This window comes from Cellulomonas humilata (genome assembly GCF_030814415.1).
Taxonomy (GTDB): Bacteria; Actinomycetota; Actinomycetes; order Actinomycetales; family Cellulomonadaceae; genus Cellulomonas; species Cellulomonas humilata_A.
Genome location: NZ_JAUSVB010000004.1, coordinates 26,796 through 48,739, shown reverse-complemented (window position 1 = coordinate 48,739; position 21,944 = coordinate 26,796). Strand labels below are relative to the sequence as shown.

The window sequence follows — 21,944 nt, the reverse complement described above, 5'->3', positions numbered from 1 at the left end:
ACTGGAGGGGCGACCACCGTTGACATCGGTGGAAGTTCTCACTCTCGACGGCCGTACAACGGCACGGAGGTTCCCCAGATGGCAAACCGGTCCCTGCGCGGCATGCGCATCGGGTCCCACAGCATGGAGACGGAAGATGGCGTCGAGTTCGCCCCCCGTCTCCAGGCTCACTACGACTGTCCCAACGGGCACACCATCATCCTGCCGTTCTCGGTCGAGGCCGACGTCCCGGTGGTGTGGGAGTGCCGTTGCGGCGAGGAGGCGTTGCTCCGCGACGCATCCCGCCCCGAGGTGAAGGCCGGCAAGCCGCCGCGCACCCACTGGGACATGCTGCTCGAGCGCCGCACGGTCGGTGAGCTCCAGGAGCTCCTCGACGAGCGCCTGGACCTGCTCCGGTCGGGCAAGCTGCGTCGCAGCGCCTGAGCCACACAGCGAGGCGCCTACCGGCGCTGCGCTTGTGGGGCGTCAGCCCCCAGATCGACGGAACGCTCCCGCCACACGGCGGGAGCGTTCTGCTATCCCCCACCGGGTCACGCTGAACAGCGCCTCGACGACGATGGCGCGGCTCATCTTGCTCTGGCCGAGCTCCCGCTCGACGAACGTGATCGGAACCTCCACCACGCGCGCGCCCGTGCGGACCGCACGCCAGGCCATGTCCACCTGGAAGCAGTAGCCCTGGGACGCCACGTCGTCCAGGCCCAGCTGCCCGAGCAGCTCCGCGCGGTACGCGCGGAAGCCGCCCGTCGCGTCGCGCAGCGGGATGCCGAGGATGATCCGCGTGTACGTGTTCGCGCCGCGGGAGAGCACGTGGCGACTGACCGGCCAGTTGAGCACGCTCCCACCCGGCACCCACCGGGAGCCCAGCACGAGATCGGCGTTGGTGAGGGCCGCCAGCAGCAGCGGGAGGTCCTGCGCCCGGTGCGAGCCGTCGGCGTCCATCTCGACGACCACGTCGTACCCGCGCTCCAGGGCCCAGCCGAACCCCGCCACGTACGCGGTGCCCAGCCCGAGCTTGCCCGCGCGGTGCAGGACGTGGATGCGGCGGGAGCCGTCGGCACCTCCGGACTCGGTCGACTCGGACTCGGCGATCTTCTCGGCGAGCTCGCCGGTCCCGTCCGGTGAGCCGTCGTCGACGACGAGGACGTCGGCGTCCGGGACGTAGGTGCGCAGGCGGTCCAGTGCGCCGGGCAGGTTCTCGCGCTCGTTGTACGTCGGGACGACGACGAGCACCCGCGACAGGGCGTCGGTCATACGGCTGTCTCGATCCGGTCGGCGCGGCGCACCCGGTGAGCCCCGGCTGCACCGGCGAGCACCACGCACACCGCGAGGGCGTCGATGATCCATGCGGGCCACGAGCCCAGCCGCGTTGCGGGCGTCAGCGTGTCGCGCAGAGGAAGGGTAGCCACCATCTGCTCCGCGGTGAAGAGGCCGGTCTGCTGGGTGACCACCCCGTTGGGCTCGATGACCGCGCTGACGCCGACCGTCGAGATCTGCACGGTCGCCCGGCCGTGCTCGATGGCGCGGATGCGCGACATCGCCAGCTGCTGCGTGGACTCGTCGGAGACCCCGAAGGACGCGTTGTTCGTCTGGACCACAAGAACCTCTCCCCCGGCACGGACGGCCTCCCGCACGATGCCGTCGTAGGCGACCTCGAAGCAGATGACGTCGCCGATGCCGACGGTCCGACCGAGCCGCTCGGACTCGAGCGGGATGTAGCCGGGCTTGGTGCCCGGGAGCATGTCGCGCGTCACCAGGTCCACCGCCGACGAGAACTGCCGGACGAACGAGCGGATAGGGATGTACTCGGCGAACGGTGCCGGGTGCTGCTTGGTGTACGTCGCGGTGACGCCCACGCCGGGCTCCCACAGGACCGCCGTGTTGTAGCGCCCGCCGCTCGGCGGGTACTCGACGGTCCCGACGAGCATGGGCGCGTCGACGGCCTGCGCGGCTCCGTCGATGAGCTCCGCCGCCGTCTGGTCGGCCTGTGGGTCGATGTCCGTGCCGTTCTCCGGCCACAGGACGATGTCGAGCTCGCCGGGCTCCACCTGGTCCAGCAGCGCGAGCGTGCCGGTGACGTGGTTGTTCAGGACGGCCTGCCGCTGCCCGAACGCGTCGAGCCCGATCCCGGGCACATTGCCCTGGACGGCGCCCACGCGCAGGCCGCCGGTCTGCGCCTGCGTGTCGAGCGGGATCAGCATGCTCACCACCAGCACACCTCCGACGACGGCTGTCGCGACGACCAGGCGGCCGATCTCCAGCCGGCGGGCAGCCAGCATGATCCGGGCCAGCAGCACGCCGACGGCCACGACGGCCCCGGTGAGCAGCGGCGTCCCGCCCAGGGAGGCGAGCGCGGCGAGGGGCGAGTCGGCCTGGGAGAACGCCAGCCGGCCCCACGGGAAGCCTCCGAAGGGCCAGGCCGCGGCGAACTCCTCGGTCGCGACGAACAGGATCGTGAAGACGACCACCTGCAGGCCCACGCTCCGCCAGACCGCGTTGCCCCGCCGCGCCCAGCTCCAGGCGGCGCCGAGGAGCGCGAAGTACGCCGCCTCGAGCGTGCTGAGCGCGAGCCACGGCACCAGCCCGACGGCCTCGTCGGCCCAGGTGATCAGCAGCAGGAAGAACGTGAGCCCCCACACGAACCCGACCAGGGCGTTCCAGCGCGCGCTGTCGCGGCGCAGGGCCAGGTACAGGAGGGCGACGCCGAGGAAGGCCGTGCCCCACCAGCCGGGCTCCGGGAACGCGAGGCGGGTGAGCAGGCCACCCGTGACGGCGAGGACGAGAGTCCACCATCGGGCGGGTTCACGGGCGGGCACCACTGGAGGGTACGTCAGCGGGCTGAGGGCCGAGTCCGTAGGAGGTGACGACCGTCGGACGGGTCCGACCGACCGGCCCGCGTGTCCTTCGTACCGGTCGGCGTGCAGGCGCACGGACCGTTGTCTACTGAACACGCGGGCCCGGTCGGAGCCCTCCCCCAACCGTTGCCCTCACACGCTCGCGACGTCGTCGTCGAATGCCTGTCCGCAACGGTGGATCTCCTGAGGAACCTACCGAGATCCGCAGGAGTGTCAAGGTCGCGTCGGTGCAGGTGGGAGCCGTCCTCGCAGGTCATCCGCGCACCATCGGTCCCGTCTGACCGGTTCGGCTCGGCGTGTCGCTGCGCGTGTCGTCGGATCCGGTCGAATCGGGCGGATCCGGTCGACGGCGAGCGGCCGAGATTTCACCCGCTCCGAGCCGCGGTCAGAGGATGTCGTGCAGGACCACGCCGCCGCGGACCGTCCGCAGGCAGACCGGGTCCGCAGCGTCGGGTGCCAGGTCGGGCAGCAGCGGGATGCCTGCGCGCGCGTCGGTGCTCCAGGACGAGAACTGCCCCTCGGCGGCCTGCACGGTCAGGTTCTCCGCACGCCAGACGGCGAGGTGGGCCGGTGCGCCGACGCGCAGCTCGCCGGCGCCCGTGTGGTCGAGACCCGCGACCCGCCAGCCGCCCCGCGTGGACGCGCGGAACGCGGCCCTCGCAGAGATCCGCTGGTCGACGGCGCGGTGCTGGACGGCCGCTCGGACGCCGGCCCACGGGTCCACCGGGGTCACGGGCGAGTCGGAGCCGAACGCGAGGGGCACCCCGGCCGCAGCGAGGTCGGCGAGGGGGTTGAGCGCGGCCGCACGCCCCGCGCCGAGCCGGGTCGCGTACATGCCGCCCGGACCGCCCCACGCGGCGTCGAACGCGGGCTGCATGCTGAGTCGCACGCCCAGCAGGACGAGCGCGGCGAGCGTCGGGGCGTCGACCATCTCGGCGTGCTCGAGCCGGTGCCCCATCCGCGCGATGGCGTCGGGACCCTCGACGTCCACGGCGGCGCGCAGGCCGAGCAGCAGCTCGTCCATCGCCCGGTCGCCGATGACGTGGAACCCGCCCTGTACGCCGGCGCGCGTCACCGCGGTGAGGTGGTTGCAGATCTGCTCGGCGCTCAGGTAGAGCACCCCGGTGCTGTCCGGCGCGTCCGTGTACGGCGACCGGACGGCAGCGGTGTGCGAGCCCAGCGAGCCGTCGATGTTGAGGTCGCCGCCGATGCCGGTCAGGCCCGGGATCGCCGCGAGGATCTCGCGCGCGTCGTCGACCGTGACGCACTGCTCGCCGCGGTACGCCACGAGGTGCGGCAACCCGCTGGTGGCGTCGGCGGTGAGCTCGAGGAGCTCGACCAGCCCGGCCCGGGTGTCGATGGACGGCGCCGAGTGCTCGTGCACCGAGACGACACCGCGAGCCGCGGCGTGCTCGAGGGCGCGCCGGTACAGGGCCGTCCGTCGCTCGGGGCTCACCTCGCGGGCGGCGTCGCGCGCGGCGTGGTGGGCGTCCCGCTCGACCCGGCCGTCGTAGCTCCAGCCCGGGAGCCGGTCGAGGCCTGCCGCGGCGGACAGCGCGCTCGACACCACCGCGGAGTGCACGTCGACGCGCGCGAGGTAGACCGGCGCCCCGCCGGCCGCGGCGTCGAGCTCCTCGCGGGTGGGCGGCCGGCCCTCGGGCCAGAGCAGCTCGTCCCAGCCGAAGCCGAGAACGGGGGCCTCGGTGGTCCGGTCCCGAGCGGCCCGGTGCACGGCGTCGAGCGCGTCCGCCAGCGAGTGCACGCCGCCGGCGGGCGACAGGTCGATGGACTCCAGGGCGAGCCCGGTCTCCAGGACGTGGACGTGCGCGTCGACGAAGCCGGGTGCGACCAGCGCGCCGTCGAGGTCGACCACCTCGTCGGCGCGCGACACGAGGCCGTCGGCGGTGTCGTCCGCGCCGATCCAGACGACCGTGCCGTCGTCCACGAGCAGCGCTTCGGCGAAGGGGTCGGCGGCGGAGTGCACCACGCCGTGCCGGTACAGGGTCGAGCTCACAGGGGCACACGATAGGGCAGCCCAGCCCGACATAGCGTGCGGAAGCGGACGAGCGCCCGGGTGAAGGGCGTCACGTCAGACCGAGGAGTACGCGACGACCCCGTGCCGCAGTGCATCGACCGCCTGCCGAGCGGTCTCCCGCAGCCGCTGGTGCGGTGCCGCCTGGGAGACCTGGTCGAGCACGTCGATGACCTGCTTGCACCACCGCACGAAGTCCCCCGCCGAGAGCTCGCTGCCCTTGAGCACGGCGTCGAGGCTTCGCCCGGCGGCCCACCGGTGCACCGCCTCGACCAGGCCTGCGTCGAGCGGCTGGATGGTCTCCACCTTGTGCGCGGTCTCGAGGTCGTCCAGCTCGGACCAGGCACGGACGCACGCGTCGAGCGCGACGCCGAGCCGGCTGTTCGGACCGCCGGGGATGCGCGGCTCGCCCTGGTCGTCGCGACGCGACCGGTACACGAGCGTCGAGACGGCCGCGGCGAGCCCCGGGGCATCGAGCTCGTCGAAGACGCCGCGGCGCAGGCACTCGGCCAGGAGCAGGTCGTTCTCCGCGTAGAGCCGGCGCAGCCAGCGCCCGTCGTCGGTGACCTGCAGCGCGGCCCGGCCGGCGTCGTCCGTCGTCGTGGACAGGTAGCCGAGCCGCAGCAGGATGTCGCAGATGCGGTCGAAGACCGCGGCGATCGACCCGGTCCGGCCGGCGATGCGCGCGACGAGGGCGTCGTGCTCGCCGGCCAGCCTGGCCCAGCGCTCCGCCCAGCGGGCGTGCTCCTCGCGGTCCGGGCAGCTGTGGCACGGGTGCGCGCGGAGCTGCCGGCGCAGGGCGGCGATCTCGGCATCGTCCTGCGCCGCGCGCCGGTCACCCTTCGGCCGGTCCTTGCGGGTCGGGCCGCTGCCGGCGCCGACCGCGGAGCGCAGGGCGGCGGCGAGGTCGCGACGCGCAGCGGGCACGCGCGCCGTGAAGCCCTTCGGCACGCGCAGGAAGCCCACCGTGCGCACACCGGTCCCGACGTCCGCGACGGTGAGCTTGCGCACCTGGCGGTCGACGGTGAGCACGGTCGGCTTCGGCCCGTCGAAGCCGGCGTCGCCACCCGGGTCGATGACCACCGCGTGACCGGACCGTCGGCCGACCGGGATCTCCAGCACGTCGCCGACGCGCAGACCCTCGAGCGTGCGCGCCACCTCGGCCCGGCGGGCGGAGGCCTCGGCCCGCGTCAGGTCCTTCTCGCGGGCCGTGATCTGGCGCCGCAGCCCGGCGTACTCCGCGAAGTCGCCCTGGTGGCAGACCATCGCGCGGGCGTACCCCTCCAGGGCCTCTGCGTGGCCCTGTGCCTGCCGCGCGAGGCCGACCACGCCCCGGTCGGCCTGGAACTGCGCGAAGGACGTCTCGAGCACTTCTCGCGCCCGGTCCCGCCCCACCTGCGCGACCAGGTTGACCGCCATGTTGTAGGTCGGCCGGAAGCTCGAGCGCAGGGGGTACAGCCGCTTGGACGCCAGCCCCGCCAGCTGCACCGGGTCCAGGCCGGGGTGGGCGACGACGACCGCGTGGCCCTCCGTGTCGATCCCCCGCCGGCCCGCGCGCCCGGTCAGCTGCGTGTACTCCCCCGGCGTGACGTCGACGTGGTTCGACCCGTCCCACTTGACCAGCTTCTCCATGACCACGGACCGAGCGGGCATGTTGATGCCGAGCGCGAGCGTCTCCGTGGCGAACACGACCTTGACCAGGCCGCGGGAGAACAGGTCCTCCACGGTCTCCTTGAACAGCGGCAGCATGCCGGCGTGGTGCGCGGCGACCCCGCGCTGCAGGGCATCGCTGAACTCCCAGTAGCCGAGCACGTCGAGGTCCTCGGGCGGCACGGCCGCGCAGCGCTCCTCGACGATCTGGCGGATCTGGGAGACCTCGGCGGGCGTGGTCAGCCGGACCCCGGCGGCAAGGCACTGCTGGACGGCCCCCTGGCACCCGGCGCGGGAGAAGATGAAGACGATCGCCGGGAGCAGACCGTCGCGGTCGAGCGCGTCGACGACGGCGAACCGGGGCGTCGGACGACCTCCCCCGGGACGCCCGCCGCCGGGCCTCGGCCGACCGCCACGGTCGCGCGGTCCGCGGCGCGGCTGGCCCACCTCCTCGCGGTTGCTGCGTCGCAGGAGGTGCGTCAGGTCGGGGTTGATCGGCGGGTCGACGCCGGGCGCGGTCGGGTCCACGTGGCCGGCGTACAGGTCCAGCAGGTCGCCGCGTACAAGGACGTGCTGGCCCAGCGGGACCGGCCGGTGCTCGCTGACCACCACGGTCGTGTCGCCGCGGACCGTGGCCAGCCAGTCGCCGAACTCCTCCGCGTTGGACACGGTGGCGGACAGCGAGACCAGCTGCACGTCGTCGGTGAGGTGGATGATCACCTCCTCCCAGACCGGTCCCCGGAACCGGTCGGCGAGGTAGTGCACCTCGTCCATGACCACGAACCCGAGGCCCTGCAGGGTCGTCGATCCCGCGTACAGCATGTTCCGCAGGACCTCGGTGGTCATGACGACGACGGGTGCGTCGCCGTTGATCGTGGTGTCGCCCGTGAGCAGACCGACCCGGTCGGCGCCGTAGCGACGGACCAGGTCGGAGTACTTCTGGTTGGACAGGGCCTTGATGGGCGTCGTGTAGAACGCCTTGCGGCCCGCCGCCAGCGCGAGGTGCACCGCGAACTCCCCGACCACGGTCTTGCCCGCGCCGGTCGGAGCGGCGACCAGCACGCCGCTCCCCCGTTCCAGTGCCTGGCAGGCGTCGACCTGGAACTCGTCCAGCGGGAAGCCCAGCAGCTCGCGGAACTGCCCGAGCTCGCTGCGGTCGACCTCGGCCCGGCGTCGGGCCGCGGCGTAGCGCTCGGCCGGTGAGGGTTCAGCGGGCGGCGTGCTCACGCTCGGTGACGAGGACGGCGGGACGGATCTCCGGGAGCGGGATACCACCTGCACACCCTAGGCACACCGCCCCGGCCCGCATCACGCGGCGCGCTCAGCAGAGGACGGACAGCGCGCCGGGGTCGACGGTGACGCGTAGGGGCAGCGGGCCGACGCGCTCACCGTCCGCGAACGCGACCGGCGGGACGGGTCCGAGGTCGGTGAGCGGCTCGATGAGCACGGACCGGCTGCGGAGCACGTCGACCGAGGGGTGGCCGACGTGCTTGCCCTGGTAGATGCCCGGGAAGATCTTCACGACCCCCGGCTTGGTGAACGGACCGGCGACGACGACGTCGAGCAGCCCGTCGTCGATGACCGCGTCGGGCGCGATCTTCAGACCGCCGCCGATCCACGGGACGTTGGCGACCGCGACGAGCGTGCCGGCGGACTCCCACACCGAGTCGTCGAGGGTGACGCGGTAGCCGTAGGGCCGGAACCGGCCGAGCTCGGCCGCCAGCGCCCGCACGTAGCGGGCGGACCCCTTGGGCCACGTCATCTCGTTCGCGCGCGCGTTGATCGCGGCGTCGAAGCCGCAGGACAGCACCCCGAGGTACCACTCGTGCGCCGCGTGCACCGGTGAACCGACGCGGACGGCGTCCACGCGACGCGGTCCGTCCAGCAGGCCGTGCTCGACCGCCGCGACGGACGCCTCGGTGTCGCCGCGCGGGAGACCGAGCGTGCGGGCGATGTCGTTGCCCGTCCCCGCGGCGACGATGCCGAGCGGCAGGCCGGTGCCCGCGACGACGTTGACGCCGAGGTGCACCATCCCGTCGCCGCCGACCACGACCAGCGCGTCGAGCCCCTGGACCGCCGCGGCGCGCGCCCGGTCGGTCGCCTGCGCGAGCGTGGCCGCCGAGAGGTCCTCCACCTTGTGGCCGCGCGAGCGCAGGAGCTCGTGCACCCGGCGACCGGCCTGCGTGCCGCGACCCTTGCCCGCGGTGGGATTGATGACGAGGCCGAGGTGGATCACGCGGGGCCGGCCGCGGCGTCGGGCTCGTCGGCCATCGTGCCGTCCAGCCGCGGCAGGCCCGCGGCCACCCGCCGGCGGTCGACCCGGCGGTCGTGCAGGACGCAGACGCCGAGCGCCAGGAAGTACAGCGCGCTCATCGGGATGGCGACCGCGAGCATCGTGATCGCGTCCGGCGTCGGGGTCACGATCGCAGCGAACACGAACGACAGCAGCACCGCCCAGCGCCAGCCCTTACGCCACGTGGCGGCGGTGCCGATCCCGGCGAAGTTGAGCGCGACCATGATGATCGGCAGCAGGAAGGCGATCCCGAACGCGAGCATGATGCGCATGACGAAGCCGAGGTACGTCTGGGCGTCGATGATGTTGGTCGCGCCCGTTGGCGTGAACTCGGTGAGGAGCCGCACGGCGTTGGGCAGCACCCACCACGCCATGAACGCGCCTGCGAGGAAGAGGGGCACGGCGACAGCCACGAAGCCGATGGCGTACCCCCGCTCCCGTCTCGTCAGACCGGGCGTCACGAACGCCCAGAACTGGTACAGCCACCAGGGGCTCGACAGAATGATGCCGAGGAAGAACGACACCTTGACCTGCATGTCGAACGACGTGGCGATGCCCGCGAAGTTCAGTGTGATGAGGTCGTCGCGCTCCGCGGCGACGAGCTCGATCGGCCGCTGGAGCGCTGTGAACACGGGGTCGTAGAGGAACCAGCCGATGACGGCACCGACGACGACACCGATCGCGGCGAGGAAGACACGTCGGCGGAGCTCGACCAGATGGGCGCGCAGCGGCATCCGGCCGCCGGGTTCATCCCCGCGGCGAGCGTTCACGTGCGGGTCAGGCCTTCGGCGGGGCGTTGCCCTCGGACGGCTCCGTGACGGGCCGGACCGGGGTCACGTACTGGGGCTCGACCACAGGAGGGACGGCCGGCGGTGCGCTGACGGGAGTCACGTCGGAAGGAGCCACCACCGGGGGGTAGGTGGTCGTCGTCGTCGCCGTGGGGGCGTCGTCGTCCCGCAGGTCCTTGACCTCGTGCTTGAAGATCTTCATCGACTGGCCCACGCTCTTGGCCAGGTCGGGCAGGCGCTTGGCGCCGAACAGCAGGACGACCACGAGCACCACGATGATCACGTGCCAGGCGCTGATGTTTCGCAACACGTCAGGTCCTCCGTCGGAATCTCGATGACCGGGTGATAGTACCCGCGTCACCTGGGGATGGAGTGCAGACGGCTACCGCCAGTACGCCTGCCACCGCAACCGCGTAGCCACGTGCCGCTGCTCGCGCTCCGCCCGGCGCCCGGCCGCCGCCTCACGCAGCGCGTCGAGCCGGGCCTGCAGCACGGCACGATCGGCGAACAGCGTCGGACCGGTGTCCCGCGTCCCCGCGGCCTCCTGGAGCTCGTCGATGCGCTCGGCCAGCTGCGCCGTGACGTCCGCCGCGCGCGAGAGCTCGTGCAGGAGCGCGACGGAGGAGCGCCACAGGCTGCGACCGAGCAGGAACGCCCCACCGAGCGTCGCGAGGACGAGGACGGTCCACACCGAGAACCAGAGCACCGTCAGATCATCTCCCCGTACGCACGCAGCGCAGCTCGTGCGGCCGCGGCCACCTCCTGCGCGATGCGCGCAGGTCTGATCTCGAGCACGTCGTCGGCCACCTGCAGCACCAGGTGGCGCAGCCAGGCGTGCTGGACCACGCGGACGTCGACCTCGAACGAGCCGTCGTCGAGGTTGCGTACGGCATCCACCGGGGTGGTCTCCGCGACCCACCGCGCGCGGCTCGACAGGTGCAGCGTCACCAGCTCGCCCTCGGCGCCCGGCGAGAACACCTCGGCGCCCGCCCGGACCTCGTGGTCCTCGGCGTCGGCGTCGAGCACCTCGGCGGACAGCACGCGGTCCACCCGGAAGAGGCGCTCCCCGTCCACCAGCAGGCACCACGCGAGCAGGTAGGAGCGCTCGTCGTCGGTGACGAGGCGGACCGGGTCGACGTCCCGTTCCGTGGTCACGTCGGAGGCGTTGACGTACCGCAGGTGCAACCGGCGACCGTGCCGCAGCGCCGTCGCGACCGCCGCCGCGACGTCCGGCGCGGCGTCGATCGAGAGCTGCACGTCCACCGCCGCAGCGGCGTCACCGGTGGCGACCGTCAGCTTGGCCAGCGCGGAACGCAGCACCGCGGCCCGCTCGGGGTCCATGGCGTCGCCGAGTGCCGCCTCGACGGCACGCAGGGCGGCCACGAGGGCGACCGCCTCCCGGGCACCCAGGCGCAGCGGCCGGGTCATGCCGCGCGACTCCGTGAGCCGGACGACGCCCTGCTCGTAGGACGCCGCGTCGAAGTCGATGAGGTCGTGCGGGTAGTAGCCCGGGGTGCCGGTGACCCAGAGCGTGTCGATGTCGTCCATGACCTGGCGGGTGCTCACGCCGAACTGCTCGGCGATCGCCTCCACGGGCACGCCCTCGTGGCGGTCCAGGTAGGTGATCATCCCGAGCATCCGCAGGAGCCGGTCGCTCGCCCGCTCAGCCATCGGTACCCACCTCCCGGTCGAGGGTCGCGGCGGTGCGCAGCAGGTGCAGGACCGACTGTCGCAGGCCCGCCGGGGCGAGCACCACGACCGCGTCGCCGTACCCCACCAGCTCCTCCGCGAGCTCCCACTCGGCGCGGAACGGCACGTGCACCAGGTCGCGGTGGGCCAGGAGGGGGTCGTCGGACCAGTCCGGCTCGTCCGGAGGAGCCGGGACCGCGCGGGCGCGGGGTGCGCTCGCCCGCTCCGGCAGGATCGCGAGGGTCGCGACGCGCTCGGGTCCGCTCGCCCAGGTCTGCAGCGCGTCCGCCAGCTCGTCCGCGGACGGGGCCGTGAACGAGCCCGGCTCGCCGACCGTCCGGACCGAGCCCTCCATCCGGCTCAGGCGGAACGACCGGCTGGCACCACGGTCCCGGTCGCGGCCCACCAGCACCCAGCCGCCGCGGCGGGCGAGCAGCTTCCACGGCTCGACCGTGCGCTCGCGGACCTCCCCCGTGGTGGCCGCGCGGTACGTGAACCGGACGGCCTGCCGCGCCTGCACCGCGTCGACCAGCGGCCCGAACGCGCCACCGCCGGCCCGCACGCGAGGCGCGAGCCCGGCCACCAGGTCGGTCGACTCGGGGGCGTCGCCGACGGCTCGGAGCTTGGTGAGCGCCCGGCTGGTGTCGGCGAGGACCGCCTGGTCCTGCCACACCTGGGCGGCCATCGCGAGCACACCGAGCTCACCGGCGGTCAGGTCGAGCGGCGGGAGCGCGTACGCGTCCAGGTCCACCCGGTAGCCGATGTCGTCACCGTGCCCGGCGTCCGTCACCGTGAGGATCGGGATGCCGAGGTCGCGCAGGGTGTCCTTGTCCCGCTCGAACATCCGCTCGAAGGCGTCGTCCGACGGCGCTTCCTGGTACCCGGCGACGCTGGTGCGCACCTGCTCCTTCGTCATGCGCCCGGCCGTGTTGACCAGGGCGATGACGAGGTTGAGCAGGCGCTCTGCGGGGGCGATCTGAGCGGCCATCGAGCACCACCGTAGTGGCCGGTAGCGTGGGCGCGTGATCACGTGGCGTGCGGGTGTCGTGGTGTCGCTCGGGGCCACGTGGCCCGGGGCCGCCGAGGTGACGGTCGAGCTGGAGGCTCCCGTCGGCACCGCGACGGCAGGTGACACGGTCCGCGCGCTGGCGTTCCCCTCCCTCGTCGGGAGCCCGGAGATCGGTGACCGGGTGCTGCTCAACGTCTCGGCGCTGGCCCGTGGGCTGGGGACCGGAGGCTACGCGCTCGTGATCGCGCTGCCCGACCGCACTCCCCCGGACCCGCCGGCGGGTCCCGGACACCTGGTCAAGGCGCGCTACACACCCCTGCAGGCCATGGTGCTCGGGGTCGACGACCAGGAGTCGCCGCACCACGAGCTCCTGCGCGACGCCGATGACCTCGACGGTCTGCCGGTCGTCGTCGCCGACCTGCACTCCGCGCTGCCCGCGATCGTCGCGGGTGCTCGGTTCGCGGCCGACCGTGCGGGGCGGCCGATGCCGCGCGTCGCGTACGTGATGACCGACGGCGGCGCCCTTCCCGCGTGGTTCTCGCGCACGGTCGCCGGGCTGCGGTCCGCCGGGTGGATCGAGGCGTGCGTCACCACCGGGCAGTCGTTCGGCGGTGACCTGGAGGCGGTCACGGTGCACACGGGCCTCCTCGCGGCGCGGTACGTCGTCGGCGCCGACCTGGTCGTCGTCGCGCAGGGGCCGGGCAATCTCGGCACGGGGACCCGGTGGGGCTTCTCCGGTGTCGCGGCCGGCGAGGCGGTGAACGCCGTCGGCACGCTCGGCGGTCGACCCGTCGCCTCGCTGCGGGTCTCGGGTGCGGACCAGCGCGAACGTCATCTCGGGGTGTCGCACCACTCGCTGACGGCCTACGGCCGGGTCGCGCTGGCACCCGCCGACGTCGTCGTCCCGCTGCTCGAGGGAGAGCTCGGGGCGCGCGTCCGCGAGCAGGCCGCCGCGCTCGGCGAACGACACCGGCTCGTCGAGGTCCCGGCAGGACCGGACCTCCGCAGCGCGCTCACCGGTTCGCCCGTCCGGCTGTCCACCATGGGCCGCGGTCTCGACCAGGACCCGGAGGCGTTCCTCGCCGCCGCCGCGGCCGGGGTGCACGCGGTCGAGCTGTAGGGCTCAGTCGTCCCGCGGGGTGGCCGTGTGCATCGCGACCAGCGTCGCGAGCCGGCGGGCCTCGGCGTCGGCGAACGCACCGTCGGCCCGCTGGATCCCCATCACGGCGAGCGTGTCGCCGTCGGACAGGTCGAGCTGGACCCACGGCCGACCGGAGCCGAACCGCACCGACACGACCTCGGCCCACTCGAGGCGTCGCGTGAACACGAGGTTCCGGACGGTGAGCCCGTCGTCGTCGACCCTCGCCGTGACGGACGCCTGTCGCCAGAGGAACCAGACGATGAGCCCGCCGACGAGCGCGAAGCCGATGCGGTCCCCGGTGGAGAGCACGGTCATGGCCAGCATGATCGCCGCGGTCGACACCAGGACGAGGACCGCGAGGGCGATGGTGACCACCCGCGCGAACCGCGGCCGGAACGGAGCCGTGAGCTCGTCCACGGGCGGACCGCTCAGAGCCGGCACGCGTGGATCGACGTCACGAGGATCGCGCGCGCACCGATGTCGTACAGGGAGTCCATGACCCGGTTGGTCTGGTCGCGCCGGACCATCGCGCGCACGGCCGCCCAGTCGCGGTTGTGCAGCGGTGAGACGGTCGGCGACTCCAGGCCGGGGGTGATCGCGACGGCCGCGTCGACCAGCCCGAGGGGCACGTCGTAGTCCATCAGCACGTACTCGCGCGCGGTCAGCACGCCCTGGATCCGGCGCGTGAGCACGTCGAGGCCGGCCGGCTCGTCACCGTCGGCACGCCGCACGAGCACGGCCTCCGAGCGCAGGATCGGCTCGGCGAAGATCTCCAGCCCGGCTGCCCGCAGCGTGGTCCCGGTCTCGACGACGTCGGCGATCACGTCGGCGACGCCGAGCTTGATGGCGGACTCGACGGCGCCGTCCAGACGCACGACACCCGCCGGCTCGATGCCGAGCGAGCGCAGGTAGGACCGGACGAGCACGGGGTACGACGTGGCGACGCGACGGTCACCGACCTGCTTGACGTCGGTCCACTCCCCCGCGGTCCCGGCGAACCGGAAGGTGGAGCGTGCGAACCCCAGGGGCAGGTGCTCGACCGCGGCGGACTCCGAGTCGAGCATCAGGTCGCGACCGGTGATGCCGACGTCGACGGTGCCTGCACCGACGTACACCGCGATGTCGCGGGGGCGCAGGAAGAAGAACTCGACGTCGTTGTCCGGGTCGGGCAGGACGAGCTCACGGGAGTCGCGACGCTGCCGGTACCCGGCCTCCTTGAGCATCTCGACGGCGGGCTCCGACAGGGAGCCCTTGTTCGGGACGGCGATCCTCAGCACGGTCGTTCCTCTCAGAGGTGGGTGTACACGTCGGCGAGGGTGAGCCCGCGCGCGATCATCAACACCTGGAGGTGGTACAGGAGCTGGGAGATCTCCTCGGCCGTCCGCTCGTCGGACTCGTGCTCGGCGGCCATCCAGACCTCCGCAGCCTCCTCGACGACCTTCTTGCCGATCCCGTGCACGCCGGTGTCCAGCTCCGCGACGGTGCCGGATCCCGCCGGGCGGGTCACAGCCTTCTCCGAGAGCTCGGCGAACAGGGTGTCGAAGGTTTTCACGCGGAGACTCTAGACGGAGAGGGGCGCAGGGCGCGTCTGAGTACCACGGAGCGCGCGCAGGGCGACCACGGTCGCGACCGCCGCCTCGGCCGCCTCGGTCCCCTTGTCCTCGTGCGACCCCTCGAGGCCGGCACGGTCGAGCGCCTGCTCCTCGTTGTCGCAGGTGAGCACGCCGAACCCGACGGGCACACCGGTGCGGACGCCCACGTCGGTGAGCCCCAGGGTCGCGCCCTGGCACACGAAGTCGAAGTGGGGGGTGCCGCCGCGGATCACGACGCCGAGCGCGACGACCGCGTCGGCACCGTTCTCGGCGGCGACCTGGGCGGCGACCGGCAGCTCGAACGTGCCGGGGACGCGGACGACGGTGACGTCGTCGACGTGGGCCGCCGCCAGCGCGCGCAGCGCCCCGGCGAGCAGGCCGTCCATGACGACGGTGTGCCAGCTCGCCGCGACGACGACGACCTTCAGGCCGGTGCCGTCGACGGTCAGGGTGGGTGCTCCAGCGCCGCTCATGCCAGGTCCTCCAGGTTCTCGAACGCGTGGTCGTCGTGGTCCGCGCCGGGCGTCGCCGGCGTGGCGTGCACGGGCGAGACCGCGATGGGCTCGCGCTCCGTGCCGGGCGGCAGGTGGAGCAGGTGCCCCATCGAGGTCGCCTTGGTGCGCAGGTAGGCCTCGTTCTGCGGCGTCCGGCCGACCTCGAGGCTGCGGATCTCCGCGACCTCGATGCCGTGGGCGCGCAGGCCGGCCACCTTCGCGGGGTTGTTGGTCAGCAGGCTGACCCGCTGCACCCCGAGGTCGGTGAGGATGGCCGCGGCCGCACCGTACTCGCGCCGGTCCGCTGGCCACCCGAGGTCGAGGTTGGCCTCGACGGTGTCCCGGCCCTGGTCCTGCAGCGCGTACGCCGCGACCTTGGCCAGCAGGCCGATCCCGCGTCCCTCGTGCCCGCGCAGGTAGACGACGGCGCCGCCCTGCTCGGCCGCGAGCTCCAGGGCCGCGTCGAGCTGCGGGCCGCAGTCGCACCGGGCCGAGCCGAACGCATCCCCCGTGAGGCACTCGGAGTGCACACGCACGACGGGCTCCTCGGCCAGCCCCGCGGTCGGCACGAGCGCGACGTGCTCCGCGCCCGTGCGCAGGTCCCGGTAGCCGTGGATGCGGAAGTCGCCGTGCTTGGTGGGCAGGTACGCCGTGTGTGTCGCGTGCACCCGTTCCTTGGGGGGCGCCGCGACCGCCACCTCGGCCGTCACGTCGTCGCCGTGCCGTGTGCGCCACCCGACGATGTCCTCGATGGTCAGCAGGACCAGGCCCTCGGCCTCCGCCAGCGCCGACGCGACGTCGAGCCGGGTCATCGACCCGTCGTCGTTGACCAGCTCGGCGATGGCTCCGACCGGCTCGAGCCCGGCGAGCCGGCACAGGTCGACGGCCGCCTCGGTGTGCCCGGCGCGGTGCAGGACGCCGCCGGGGACCGCGCGCAGCGGCAGGACGTGACCGGGGCGGATGAGGTCCTCACGGCCCGACGCCGGGTCCGCGAGCACCCGGAGCGTGCGTGCGCGGTCCGAGGCCGAGATCCCCGTCGTGACGCCCGTCGCGGCGTCCACTGTGACGGTGTACGCGGTGCGCCGCGGGTCCTGGCTGTGCGGCACCATCAACGGCAGGTCGAGCGCGTCGGCCCGCGACGCCGGCATCGGGGCGCACAGGTAGCCCGACGAGTGCCGGATGGTCCACGCGATCCACTCGGGCGTCGCCGACTGCGCGGCGAGGATGACGTCGGCCTCGTTCTCACGGTCCGGCGAGTCGGCGACGAGCACCGGACGCCCCGCGCGCAGGGCCTCCAGCGCGTCCTCGACCGTGCCGAGGCGCACGCCGGCGGGGGCCGTCATCGCAGCACCCCCGCCGTCGAGAGCAGCCGTTCGGTGTACTTGGCCAGCACGTCGACCTCCAGGTTGACCCGGGCACCGGGTGCGAGCGTGCCGAGGGTCGTCGCCTCGAGCGTGGTGGGGATGAGCGAGACGCCGAACGACTCGTCGGTGACGTGGGTGACGGTGAGCGAGATGCCGGAGACCGCGATCGACCCCTTCTCGGCCACGTACCGCGCCAGCTCGGGGGCGAGCCCGATCTCGACGTCGTCCCACCGCGGACCTGGCGAGCGGCTCAGGATCGTGCCGACGCCGTCGACGTGGCCCTGGACGACGTGGCCGCCGTACCGGCCACCCACCGGGAGCGCGCGCTCGAGATTGACCGGGCTGGACACCCCGACGTCCTCCAGCGCGCTGCGCCGCAGGGTCTCCGGCATGACGTCCGCGAAGAACGTGCCGTCGCCGGGGAGCTCCGTGACCGTCAGACAGACACCGGAGACGCTGATGGAGTCACCCAGGTGCGCGTCGGACACGACGAGCGGTCCGCGGACCCGCAGGCGCGCGTCCATGCCCTCCCCCCGGTGCTCGATCGCCTCGACGGTGCCGATCTCCTCGACGATTCCGGTGAACATCAGTTCTCCTCCGTGGTGCTCTGGGTGTCGACGGTCGCGACGATGAGGACGTCGGGACCGAGCGGGATGACGGATCGGGTGATCAGGCGGACGGCGTCGCCGATGGTGGTGACGCCCAGGTCCGCCATCGCGGGACGGCCGGAGCCGAGCAGGACGGGGGCGACGTAGGCGTGCACCTCGTCGACCAGCCCGGCGGCGAGGAACGCGGCGGCCAGCGTCGGGCCGCCCTCGACGAGCACGTGCCGGACCTCGCGCTCCGCGAGCTGGGCCAGCACCTGCGCGGGATCGTGCGTCCGCACGTGCACCAGCTCCCCGCCGGGACCGTGCAGGCGGGCGTCGGGCGGGAGGTCACGGTGGCCGACGACGACGCGCAGCGGCTGCTGCCCGTGCAGCTCGCCCGCGGCGTTGCGCGCGGTGAGCGACGGGTCGTCGATGAGCGCGGTCCCGGTGCCGACCACGATGGCGTCGACCTCGGCCCGCAGGTCGTGCGCGTGGTGCCGCGAGACCTCCGAGGTGATCCAGCGGCTGGAACCGTCCGCTGCCGCGACCCGACCGTCCAGCGACGTGGCGATCTTGAGGGTGACGAACGGGCGCCCGCGCTCGACCGACGGCAGCCAGGCGCCGAGCAGCGCCCGCCCCTCGTCGGCCAGCAGGCCGGTCTCCACGTCGACCCCGGCGGCACGCAGCCGCGCGGCACCGCCGGCGGCGACGCGGTTCGGGTCCTGCACGGACACGACGACGCGGGCGATCCCCGCGGCGAGGAGCGCCTCGGAGCACGGTCCGGTGCGGCCGGTGTGGTTGCACGGCTCGAGCGTGACGACGGCCGTGGCGCCGCGCGTCGAGGCTCCGCGGTCCGCGGCATCGGTCAGGGCGGCCACCTCGGCGTGCGGTGTGCCCGCGCCGCGGTGCCAGCCCTCGCCGAGGACCTCGCCGTCCGGGCCGAGCAGGACGCAGCCGACGCGCGGGTTCGGACCGTTGGCCGGTCCGCGCCGGGCGATCTCCAGGGCGCGCCGCATGGCCCCGAGCTCGGAGGGTGCGCGCACGACGGTCTCGCTGCTGGACATGCTCACCTCCGGACGCGCGGGGCTCCGGGGTGAGGGCGGCAGGAAGGGTCCCGCAGCCACGGCGCCAGGGCGCCGCCACGTGATCCTCCCATCCGGACTTTCACCGTCGGTCCTGGAGTTCCACCAGGTCAACCGCCCGATCCTTGCGGACCGTGCGGGTCGCGGACTGTCACCGCCGGCTCGGAATTACACCGACCCCGGAGCACGTGTATGTGTTCGTACTGCGCAAACGATCATGCCACACCAGGCATTCCCGTCCGTCAGGCGTCCGCGTCCGCCAGCTGCCGCAGAGCGACGATCTCGGCGCCGACGTCGGCTGCCCCGTACACCGCGGAGCCCGCGACGAAGACGTTCGCGCCCGCCTGCGCGATCCGGCCGATGGTGTCCCGTGCGACCCCGCCGTCCACCTGGATCCACGTGCTGCCGCCGGACGCGTCGAGCGCGGCACGTGCCCGCCGGATCTTCGGCAGCATGCCCTCGATGAAGGACTGGCCACCGAAGCCGGGCTCGACCGTCATCACCAGGAGCATGTCGAACTCCGGCAGCAGGTCGAGCAGCGACTCGACCGGCGAGGCCGGACGCAGGGCGATCCCCGCGCGGACGCCGCGCGACCGCAGCTCCCGCGCCAGCCGCACAGGTGCCTGGGTGGCCTCCGCGTGGAAGGTCACCGAGGCCGCGCCGAGCGCGGCGTACTCGGGGGCCCAGCGGTCGGCGTCCTCGATCATCAGGTGCACGTCCAGCGGGACGGGCGAGACCTCGGCGATCCGCTTCACGACGGGCAGGCCCAGCGTCAGGTTGGGTACGAAGTGGTTGTCCATGACGTCCACGTGCACGTAGTCGGCCGCGGCGATCGCCTGGAGGTCACGCTCGAGGTTGGCGAAGTCGGCGGACAGGATGCTCGGGTTGATCAGCGCAGGCACGCGGCCAGCCTAGAGGGGCTCAGCTGGTGCGGCGCAGCAGCGTCAGGTGCATCGCGTCCGTGCCGTGCACGTGCGGCCACAGCTGCACGTCCGTGCGGGTGTCGTCGAGGTCCACCTCGCCGCCGGGGGCGATGCCACGGACCACCGCCGGCGTGTCGATCGGGACCACCTCGACGCCGAGGCGTGCGACAGCCCGCACGGCGTCCTTCACGACGAGCTGGGTCTCGACGAGGTGCGGCGAGCAGGTCACGTACGCCACGACACCGCCGGGCCGGACCGCCTGCAGGGCCGAGACGAGCAGGTCGCGCTGCAGCGCGCTCAGGCTGGCGAGGTCGGCCGGGGTCCGGCGCCAGCGTGCCTCGGGGCGCCGGCGCAGCGCGCCGAGACCGGTGCAGGGCGCGTCGACCATGACGCGGTCGTACGCGCCCGGCTCGTCGGTCCCGACCGTTCGCCCGTCGCCCGTCCGGACGTCCTCGACCGCGTCCGCCGGCACCGCGCGCAACGCCTGCTCGACGAGGCGTGTGCGGTGCGGCTGCACCTCGTTCGCCACGATCCGGGCGCCGCGCTCCCCCGCGACGGCGGCGAGCAGCGCGGCCTTGCCGCCGGGCCCGGCGCACAGGTCGAGCCACCGGTCGTCCGGACCGTCGAGGGGTGCCTGCGTGAGGGCGAGCGTGACCAGCTGGCTGCCCTCGTCCTGCACTCCCGCGCGTCCGTCGCGCACGCTGGTCAGGGCTGCGGGATCGCCGCCCGACAGGACGACCGCGGTCGGCGCCAGTGCGCCGACGGTCCCGACGTCGTCGCCCGCGTCGTCCAGGACCTCGTCCGTGTCGGCGAGGCCGGGACGCGCGACGATGGTCACGCGGGGTGCGGCGTTGTCGGCTGCGAGCAGCGCGGCGATCTCGTCGGCGGACCGTCCGTTGCCCACCAGCGCCTCACGCAGCGCACGCACCACCCACAGCGGATGGCTCTCGACGACCGCCAACCCGGCGAGCTCGTCGTCCCCCGCGGCCGCACGGATGGTGTCCTCCCACTCCTGCGGCGAGGACCGTCCGACCGTCCGCAGCACGGCGTTGACGAACTGCGACGGACCGGTGCCCAGCTGCTCGCGTGCGAGGCCGACCGTCTCCGAGACCGCCGCGTGCGCGGGCACTCGCATGCCGAGCAGCTGGTGGACGCCCAGGCGCAGGACGTCGAGCGCGGGAGCGTCGATGGTGCTGACCTCGCGGCTGGCCGCCACGGCGATGACCGCGTCGTACCGGCCGCGCAGCCGCAGCGTGCCGTAGGCGAGCTCGGTGGCGAACGCCGCGTCGCGGCCGGTGATCCGGCGCTCGCGCAGCAGAGGCGGGAGCACGAGGTTGGCATACGCGTCGGAGCCGTCGACGGAGCGCAGGACGTCGTAGGCGGCGGTCCGCGCCGGGTCGCTCCCCCGTCGGCGCTGGGACGGTGCGGCCGCCGACCGTTGCGTCCTGCCCTGCGACCGGGCGGCGCCGCGCTGGCGGCCGCTCGCATCGCGACGGTCGTCGGCGGGGCTCATGCGGCACCCCCGAGCACGGTGTCGGACGTGAGGCGCGCGCCGCGGGCCCAGTCGGCCGCGGACATCGCCCGCTTGCCCTGCGGTGTCACCTCGGTCAGCCGCACCGCGTGCCCGCCGGTGCCGACGAGCACCTCCTTCTTGCCGGCCAGCAGCTGCCCCGGCGCCAGGTCCGTCACGTCGGCGACCGGGACCACGGGCGCCAGGCCGAGCCGGGAGCCGTCCGGCAGTGTCGTCCAGGCCCCCGGTGCCGGGGTGCACCCGCGGACGAGCCGGTCGACGGCGTGCGCCGGGTGGGACCAGCGCACCCGCGCGTCCTCGACCTCGATCTTCGGCGCCAGGCTCACGCCGTCCGTGGACTGCACCACCGGGCTGAGGATCCCGTCCTCCAGGGCGTCGAGCGTCTGCACCAGCAGCCCGGCGCCGGCGACCGCCAGCCGACCGAGCAGGTCGCCGGAGGTGTCCCGCGGACGGATCGTCTCGGTGAGGAAGCCGAACACGGGCCCCGTGTCCAGGCCCGCCTCGAGCCGGAACGTCGAGGCACCCGACACCTCGTCGCCGGCGATGATCGCGTGCTGCACGGGAGCCGCGCCGCGCCAGGCGGGCAGAACCGAGAAGTGCAGGTTGACCCAGCCGTGGGTCGGGACGTCCAGCAGCGCCGGCGGGATCAGGGCGCCATAGGCGACGACCGGCGCCGCGTCGACAGCGAGCTCCGCGAGCCGCGCCTGGAAGTCCTCGTCGCGCGGACGCTGCGGAGTCAGGACCTCGAGCCCGGCCTCCAGGGCGCGCGCCTTGATCTCGCTCGGCGCCGAGGCTCGGCCGCGCCCCGAGCGGGCGTCCGGGCGCGTCAGGACCGCGACCACCTCGTGGCGGGAGTCGAGGAGCGCCTCGAGCGACGGCACCGCGGCCGCGGGAGTTCCGGCGAAGAGCAGTCGCAT

The 21,944-nt window shown here is 73.7% G+C and carries 22 protein-coding genes and 1 riboswitch; of the genes, 2 read left to right on the top strand and 20 right to left on the bottom strand.

The genetic code is table 11. The features are described from left to right. Positions 1-78 precede the first annotated feature (78 nt). Complete coding sequence (locus J2X26_RS14220) at positions 79-423, top strand: RNA polymerase-binding protein RbpA (RefSeq protein WP_028046368.1); 345 nt, start codon at positions 79-81, stop codon at positions 421-423. 42 nt (positions 424-465) lie between these two features. Here J2X26_RS14220 and J2X26_RS14215 read toward each other — a convergent pair whose 3' ends face one another. The 10 genes from J2X26_RS14215 to J2X26_RS14170 form a co-directional block, all read right to left on the bottom strand. After that, positions 466-1,251 carry a polyprenol monophosphomannose synthase gene (locus J2X26_RS14215; RefSeq protein WP_307493258.1) on the bottom strand — a complete coding sequence of 262 codons (786 nt, stop codon included), beginning with the start codon at positions 1,249-1,251 and terminating at the stop codon, positions 466-468. Continuing rightward, positions 1,248-2,813, bottom strand: a complete 1,566-nt coding sequence (gene lnt / locus J2X26_RS14210) for an apolipoprotein N-acyltransferase (RefSeq protein WP_307493256.1) — start codon at positions 2,811-2,813, stop codon at positions 1,248-1,250. Before lnt ends, J2X26_RS14215 begins: the two co-directional genes overlap by 4 nt. 424 nt (positions 2,814-3,237) lie before the next feature. Further along, entirely contained in the window at positions 3,238-4,866 is a 1,629-nt protein-coding gene (locus J2X26_RS14205) for an amidohydrolase (RefSeq protein ID WP_307493255.1), read from the bottom strand. A gap of 75 nt (positions 4,867-4,941) precedes the next feature. Then, complete coding sequence (locus J2X26_RS14200; protein WP_307493254.1) at positions 4,942-7,761, bottom strand: DEAD/DEAH box helicase; 2,820 nt, start codon at positions 7,759-7,761, stop codon at positions 4,942-4,944. 94 nt (positions 7,762-7,855) lie between these two features. Next, positions 7,856-8,770: a diacylglycerol/lipid kinase family protein gene (locus J2X26_RS14195; protein WP_307493252.1), complete on the bottom strand. Its 915-nt coding sequence runs from the start codon at positions 8,768-8,770 to the stop codon at positions 7,856-7,858. Continuing rightward, on the bottom strand, positions 8,767-9,561 hold the full coding sequence (gene tatC / locus J2X26_RS14190; protein WP_307493250.1) for a twin-arginine translocase subunit TatC: 795 nt from the start codon (positions 9,559-9,561) through the stop codon (positions 8,767-8,769). Before tatC ends, J2X26_RS14195 begins: the two co-directional genes overlap by 4 nt. 43 nt (positions 9,562-9,604) lie before the next feature. Beyond that, a complete protein-coding gene (gene tatA, locus J2X26_RS14185) occupies positions 9,605-9,925 on the bottom strand; it encodes a Sec-independent protein translocase subunit TatA (protein ID WP_307493247.1) in 321 nt (106 codons plus the stop codon). Positions 9,926-9,997: 72 nt separating this feature from the next. After that, a complete protein-coding gene (locus tag J2X26_RS14180; protein WP_307493246.1) occupies positions 9,998-10,321 on the bottom strand; it encodes a hypothetical protein in 324 nt (107 codons plus the stop codon). Positions 10,322-10,323: 2 nt separating this feature from the next. Next, positions 10,324-11,286, bottom strand: a complete 963-nt coding sequence (locus J2X26_RS14175) for a helix-turn-helix transcriptional regulator (protein ID WP_307493245.1) — start codon at positions 11,284-11,286, stop codon at positions 10,324-10,326. Further along, positions 11,279-12,292, bottom strand: a complete 1,014-nt coding sequence (locus tag J2X26_RS14170) for a helix-turn-helix transcriptional regulator (RefSeq protein ID WP_307493244.1) — start codon at positions 12,290-12,292, stop codon at positions 11,279-11,281. The genes J2X26_RS14175 and J2X26_RS14170 overlap by 8 nt, the downstream gene beginning before the upstream one ends. Before the next feature lie 34 nt (positions 12,293-12,326). On the opposite strand from J2X26_RS14170, the gene J2X26_RS14165 reads away from it, so the two are divergent. Continuing rightward, entirely contained in the window at positions 12,327-13,433 is a 1,107-nt protein-coding gene (locus J2X26_RS14165; protein ID WP_307493242.1) for a DUF3866 family protein, read from the top strand. Between the two features lie 3 nt (positions 13,434-13,436). On the opposite strand, the gene J2X26_RS14160 is transcribed toward J2X26_RS14165, so the two are convergent. The 10 genes from J2X26_RS14160 to fmt all read right to left on the bottom strand — a co-directional run bounded on the left by J2X26_RS14160 (position 13,437) and on the right by fmt (position 21,944). Then, on the bottom strand, positions 13,437-13,871 hold the full coding sequence (locus J2X26_RS14160) for a PH domain-containing protein (protein WP_307493241.1): 435 nt from the start codon (positions 13,869-13,871) through the stop codon (positions 13,437-13,439). Between the two features lie 11 nt (positions 13,872-13,882). Continuing rightward, entirely contained in the window at positions 13,883-14,731 is an 849-nt protein-coding gene (gene hisG, locus J2X26_RS14155; RefSeq protein WP_307493240.1) for an ATP phosphoribosyltransferase, read from the bottom strand. 11 nt (positions 14,732-14,742) lie between these two features. Next, positions 14,743-15,006, bottom strand: coding sequence for a phosphoribosyl-ATP diphosphatase (locus J2X26_RS14150; protein WP_056027473.1), 264 nt, complete (start codon positions 15,004-15,006; stop codon positions 14,743-14,745). Positions 15,007-15,015: 9 nt separating this feature from the next. Further along, positions 15,016-15,519, bottom strand: coding sequence for a 6,7-dimethyl-8-ribityllumazine synthase (gene ribH, locus J2X26_RS14145; protein ID WP_307493237.1), 504 nt, complete (start codon positions 15,517-15,519; stop codon positions 15,016-15,018). Then, positions 15,516-16,883: a GTP cyclohydrolase II gene (gene ribA / locus J2X26_RS14140; protein ID WP_307493236.1), complete on the bottom strand. Its 1,368-nt coding sequence runs from the start codon at positions 16,881-16,883 to the stop codon at positions 15,516-15,518. The genes ribH and ribA overlap by 4 nt, the downstream gene beginning before the upstream one ends. Next, positions 16,880-17,491: a riboflavin synthase gene (locus J2X26_RS14135; RefSeq protein WP_055914486.1), complete on the bottom strand. Its 612-nt coding sequence runs from the start codon at positions 17,489-17,491 to the stop codon at positions 16,880-16,882. Before J2X26_RS14135 ends, ribA begins: the two co-directional genes overlap by 4 nt. Continuing rightward, positions 17,491-18,555 (bottom strand): bifunctional diaminohydroxyphosphoribosylaminopyrimidine deaminase/5-amino-6-(5-phosphoribosylamino)uracil reductase RibD, encoded by a 1,065-nt coding sequence (ribD, locus tag J2X26_RS14130; RefSeq protein ID WP_307493235.1) that lies wholly within the window; start codon positions 18,553-18,555, stop codon positions 17,491-17,493. Before ribD ends, J2X26_RS14135 begins: the two co-directional genes overlap by 1 nt. 76 nt (positions 18,556-18,631) lie before the next feature. Further along, positions 18,632-18,764, bottom strand: a riboswitch (FMN riboswitch). 51 nt (positions 18,765-18,815) lie between these two features. Further along, positions 18,816-19,475, bottom strand: coding sequence for a ribulose-phosphate 3-epimerase (gene rpe / locus J2X26_RS14125; RefSeq protein WP_307493234.1), 660 nt, complete (start codon positions 19,473-19,475; stop codon positions 18,816-18,818). Positions 19,476-19,494: 19 nt separating this feature from the next. Then, positions 19,495-21,009: an RsmB/NOP family class I SAM-dependent RNA methyltransferase gene (locus J2X26_RS14120; protein WP_307493233.1), complete on the bottom strand. Its 1,515-nt coding sequence runs from the start codon at positions 21,007-21,009 to the stop codon at positions 19,495-19,497. Then, on the bottom strand, positions 21,006-21,944 hold the full coding sequence (gene fmt, locus J2X26_RS14115) for a methionyl-tRNA formyltransferase (RefSeq protein ID WP_307493232.1): 939 nt from the start codon (positions 21,942-21,944) through the stop codon (positions 21,006-21,008). The genes J2X26_RS14120 and fmt overlap by 4 nt, the downstream gene beginning before the upstream one ends.

What these genes read in the sequence shown, in the direction of transcription:
- fmt (WP_307493232.1), bottom strand. Translation starts at nt 21,944, where the DNA reads ATGCGACTGCTCTTCGCCGGAACTCCCGCGGCCGCGGTGCCGTCGCTC.
- J2X26_RS14215 (WP_307493258.1), bottom strand. Translation starts at nt 1,251, where the DNA reads ATGACCGACGCCCTGTCGCGGGTGCTCGTCGTCGTCCCGACGTACAAC.
- ribA (WP_307493236.1), bottom strand. Translation starts at nt 16,883, where the DNA reads ATGACGGCCCCCGCCGGCGTGCGCCTCGGCACGGTCGAGGACGCGCTG.
- ribD (WP_307493235.1), bottom strand. Translation starts at nt 18,555, where the DNA reads ATGTCCAGCAGCGAGACCGTCGTGCGCGCACCCTCCGAGCTCGGGGCC.
- J2X26_RS14135 (WP_055914486.1), bottom strand. Translation starts at nt 17,491, where the DNA reads ATGTTCACCGGAATCGTCGAGGAGATCGGCACCGTCGAGGCGATCGAG.
- J2X26_RS14120 (WP_307493233.1), bottom strand. Translation starts at nt 21,009, where the DNA reads ATGAGCCCCGCCGACGACCGTCGCGATGCGAGCGGCCGCCAGCGCGGC.
- J2X26_RS14170 (WP_307493244.1), bottom strand. Translation starts at nt 12,292, where the DNA reads ATGGCCGCTCAGATCGCCCCCGCAGAGCGCCTGCTCAACCTCGTCATC.
- J2X26_RS14220 (WP_028046368.1), top strand. Translation starts at nt 79, where the DNA reads ATGGCAAACCGGTCCCTGCGCGGCATGCGCATCGGGTCCCACAGCATG.
- ribH (WP_307493237.1), bottom strand. Translation starts at nt 15,519, where the DNA reads ATGAGCGGCGCTGGAGCACCCACCCTGACCGTCGACGGCACCGGCCTG.
- tatC (WP_307493250.1), bottom strand. Translation starts at nt 9,561, where the DNA reads ATGCCGCTGCGCGCCCATCTGGTCGAGCTCCGCCGACGTGTCTTCCTC.
- J2X26_RS14175 (WP_307493245.1), bottom strand. Translation starts at nt 11,286, where the DNA reads ATGGCTGAGCGGGCGAGCGACCGGCTCCTGCGGATGCTCGGGATGATC.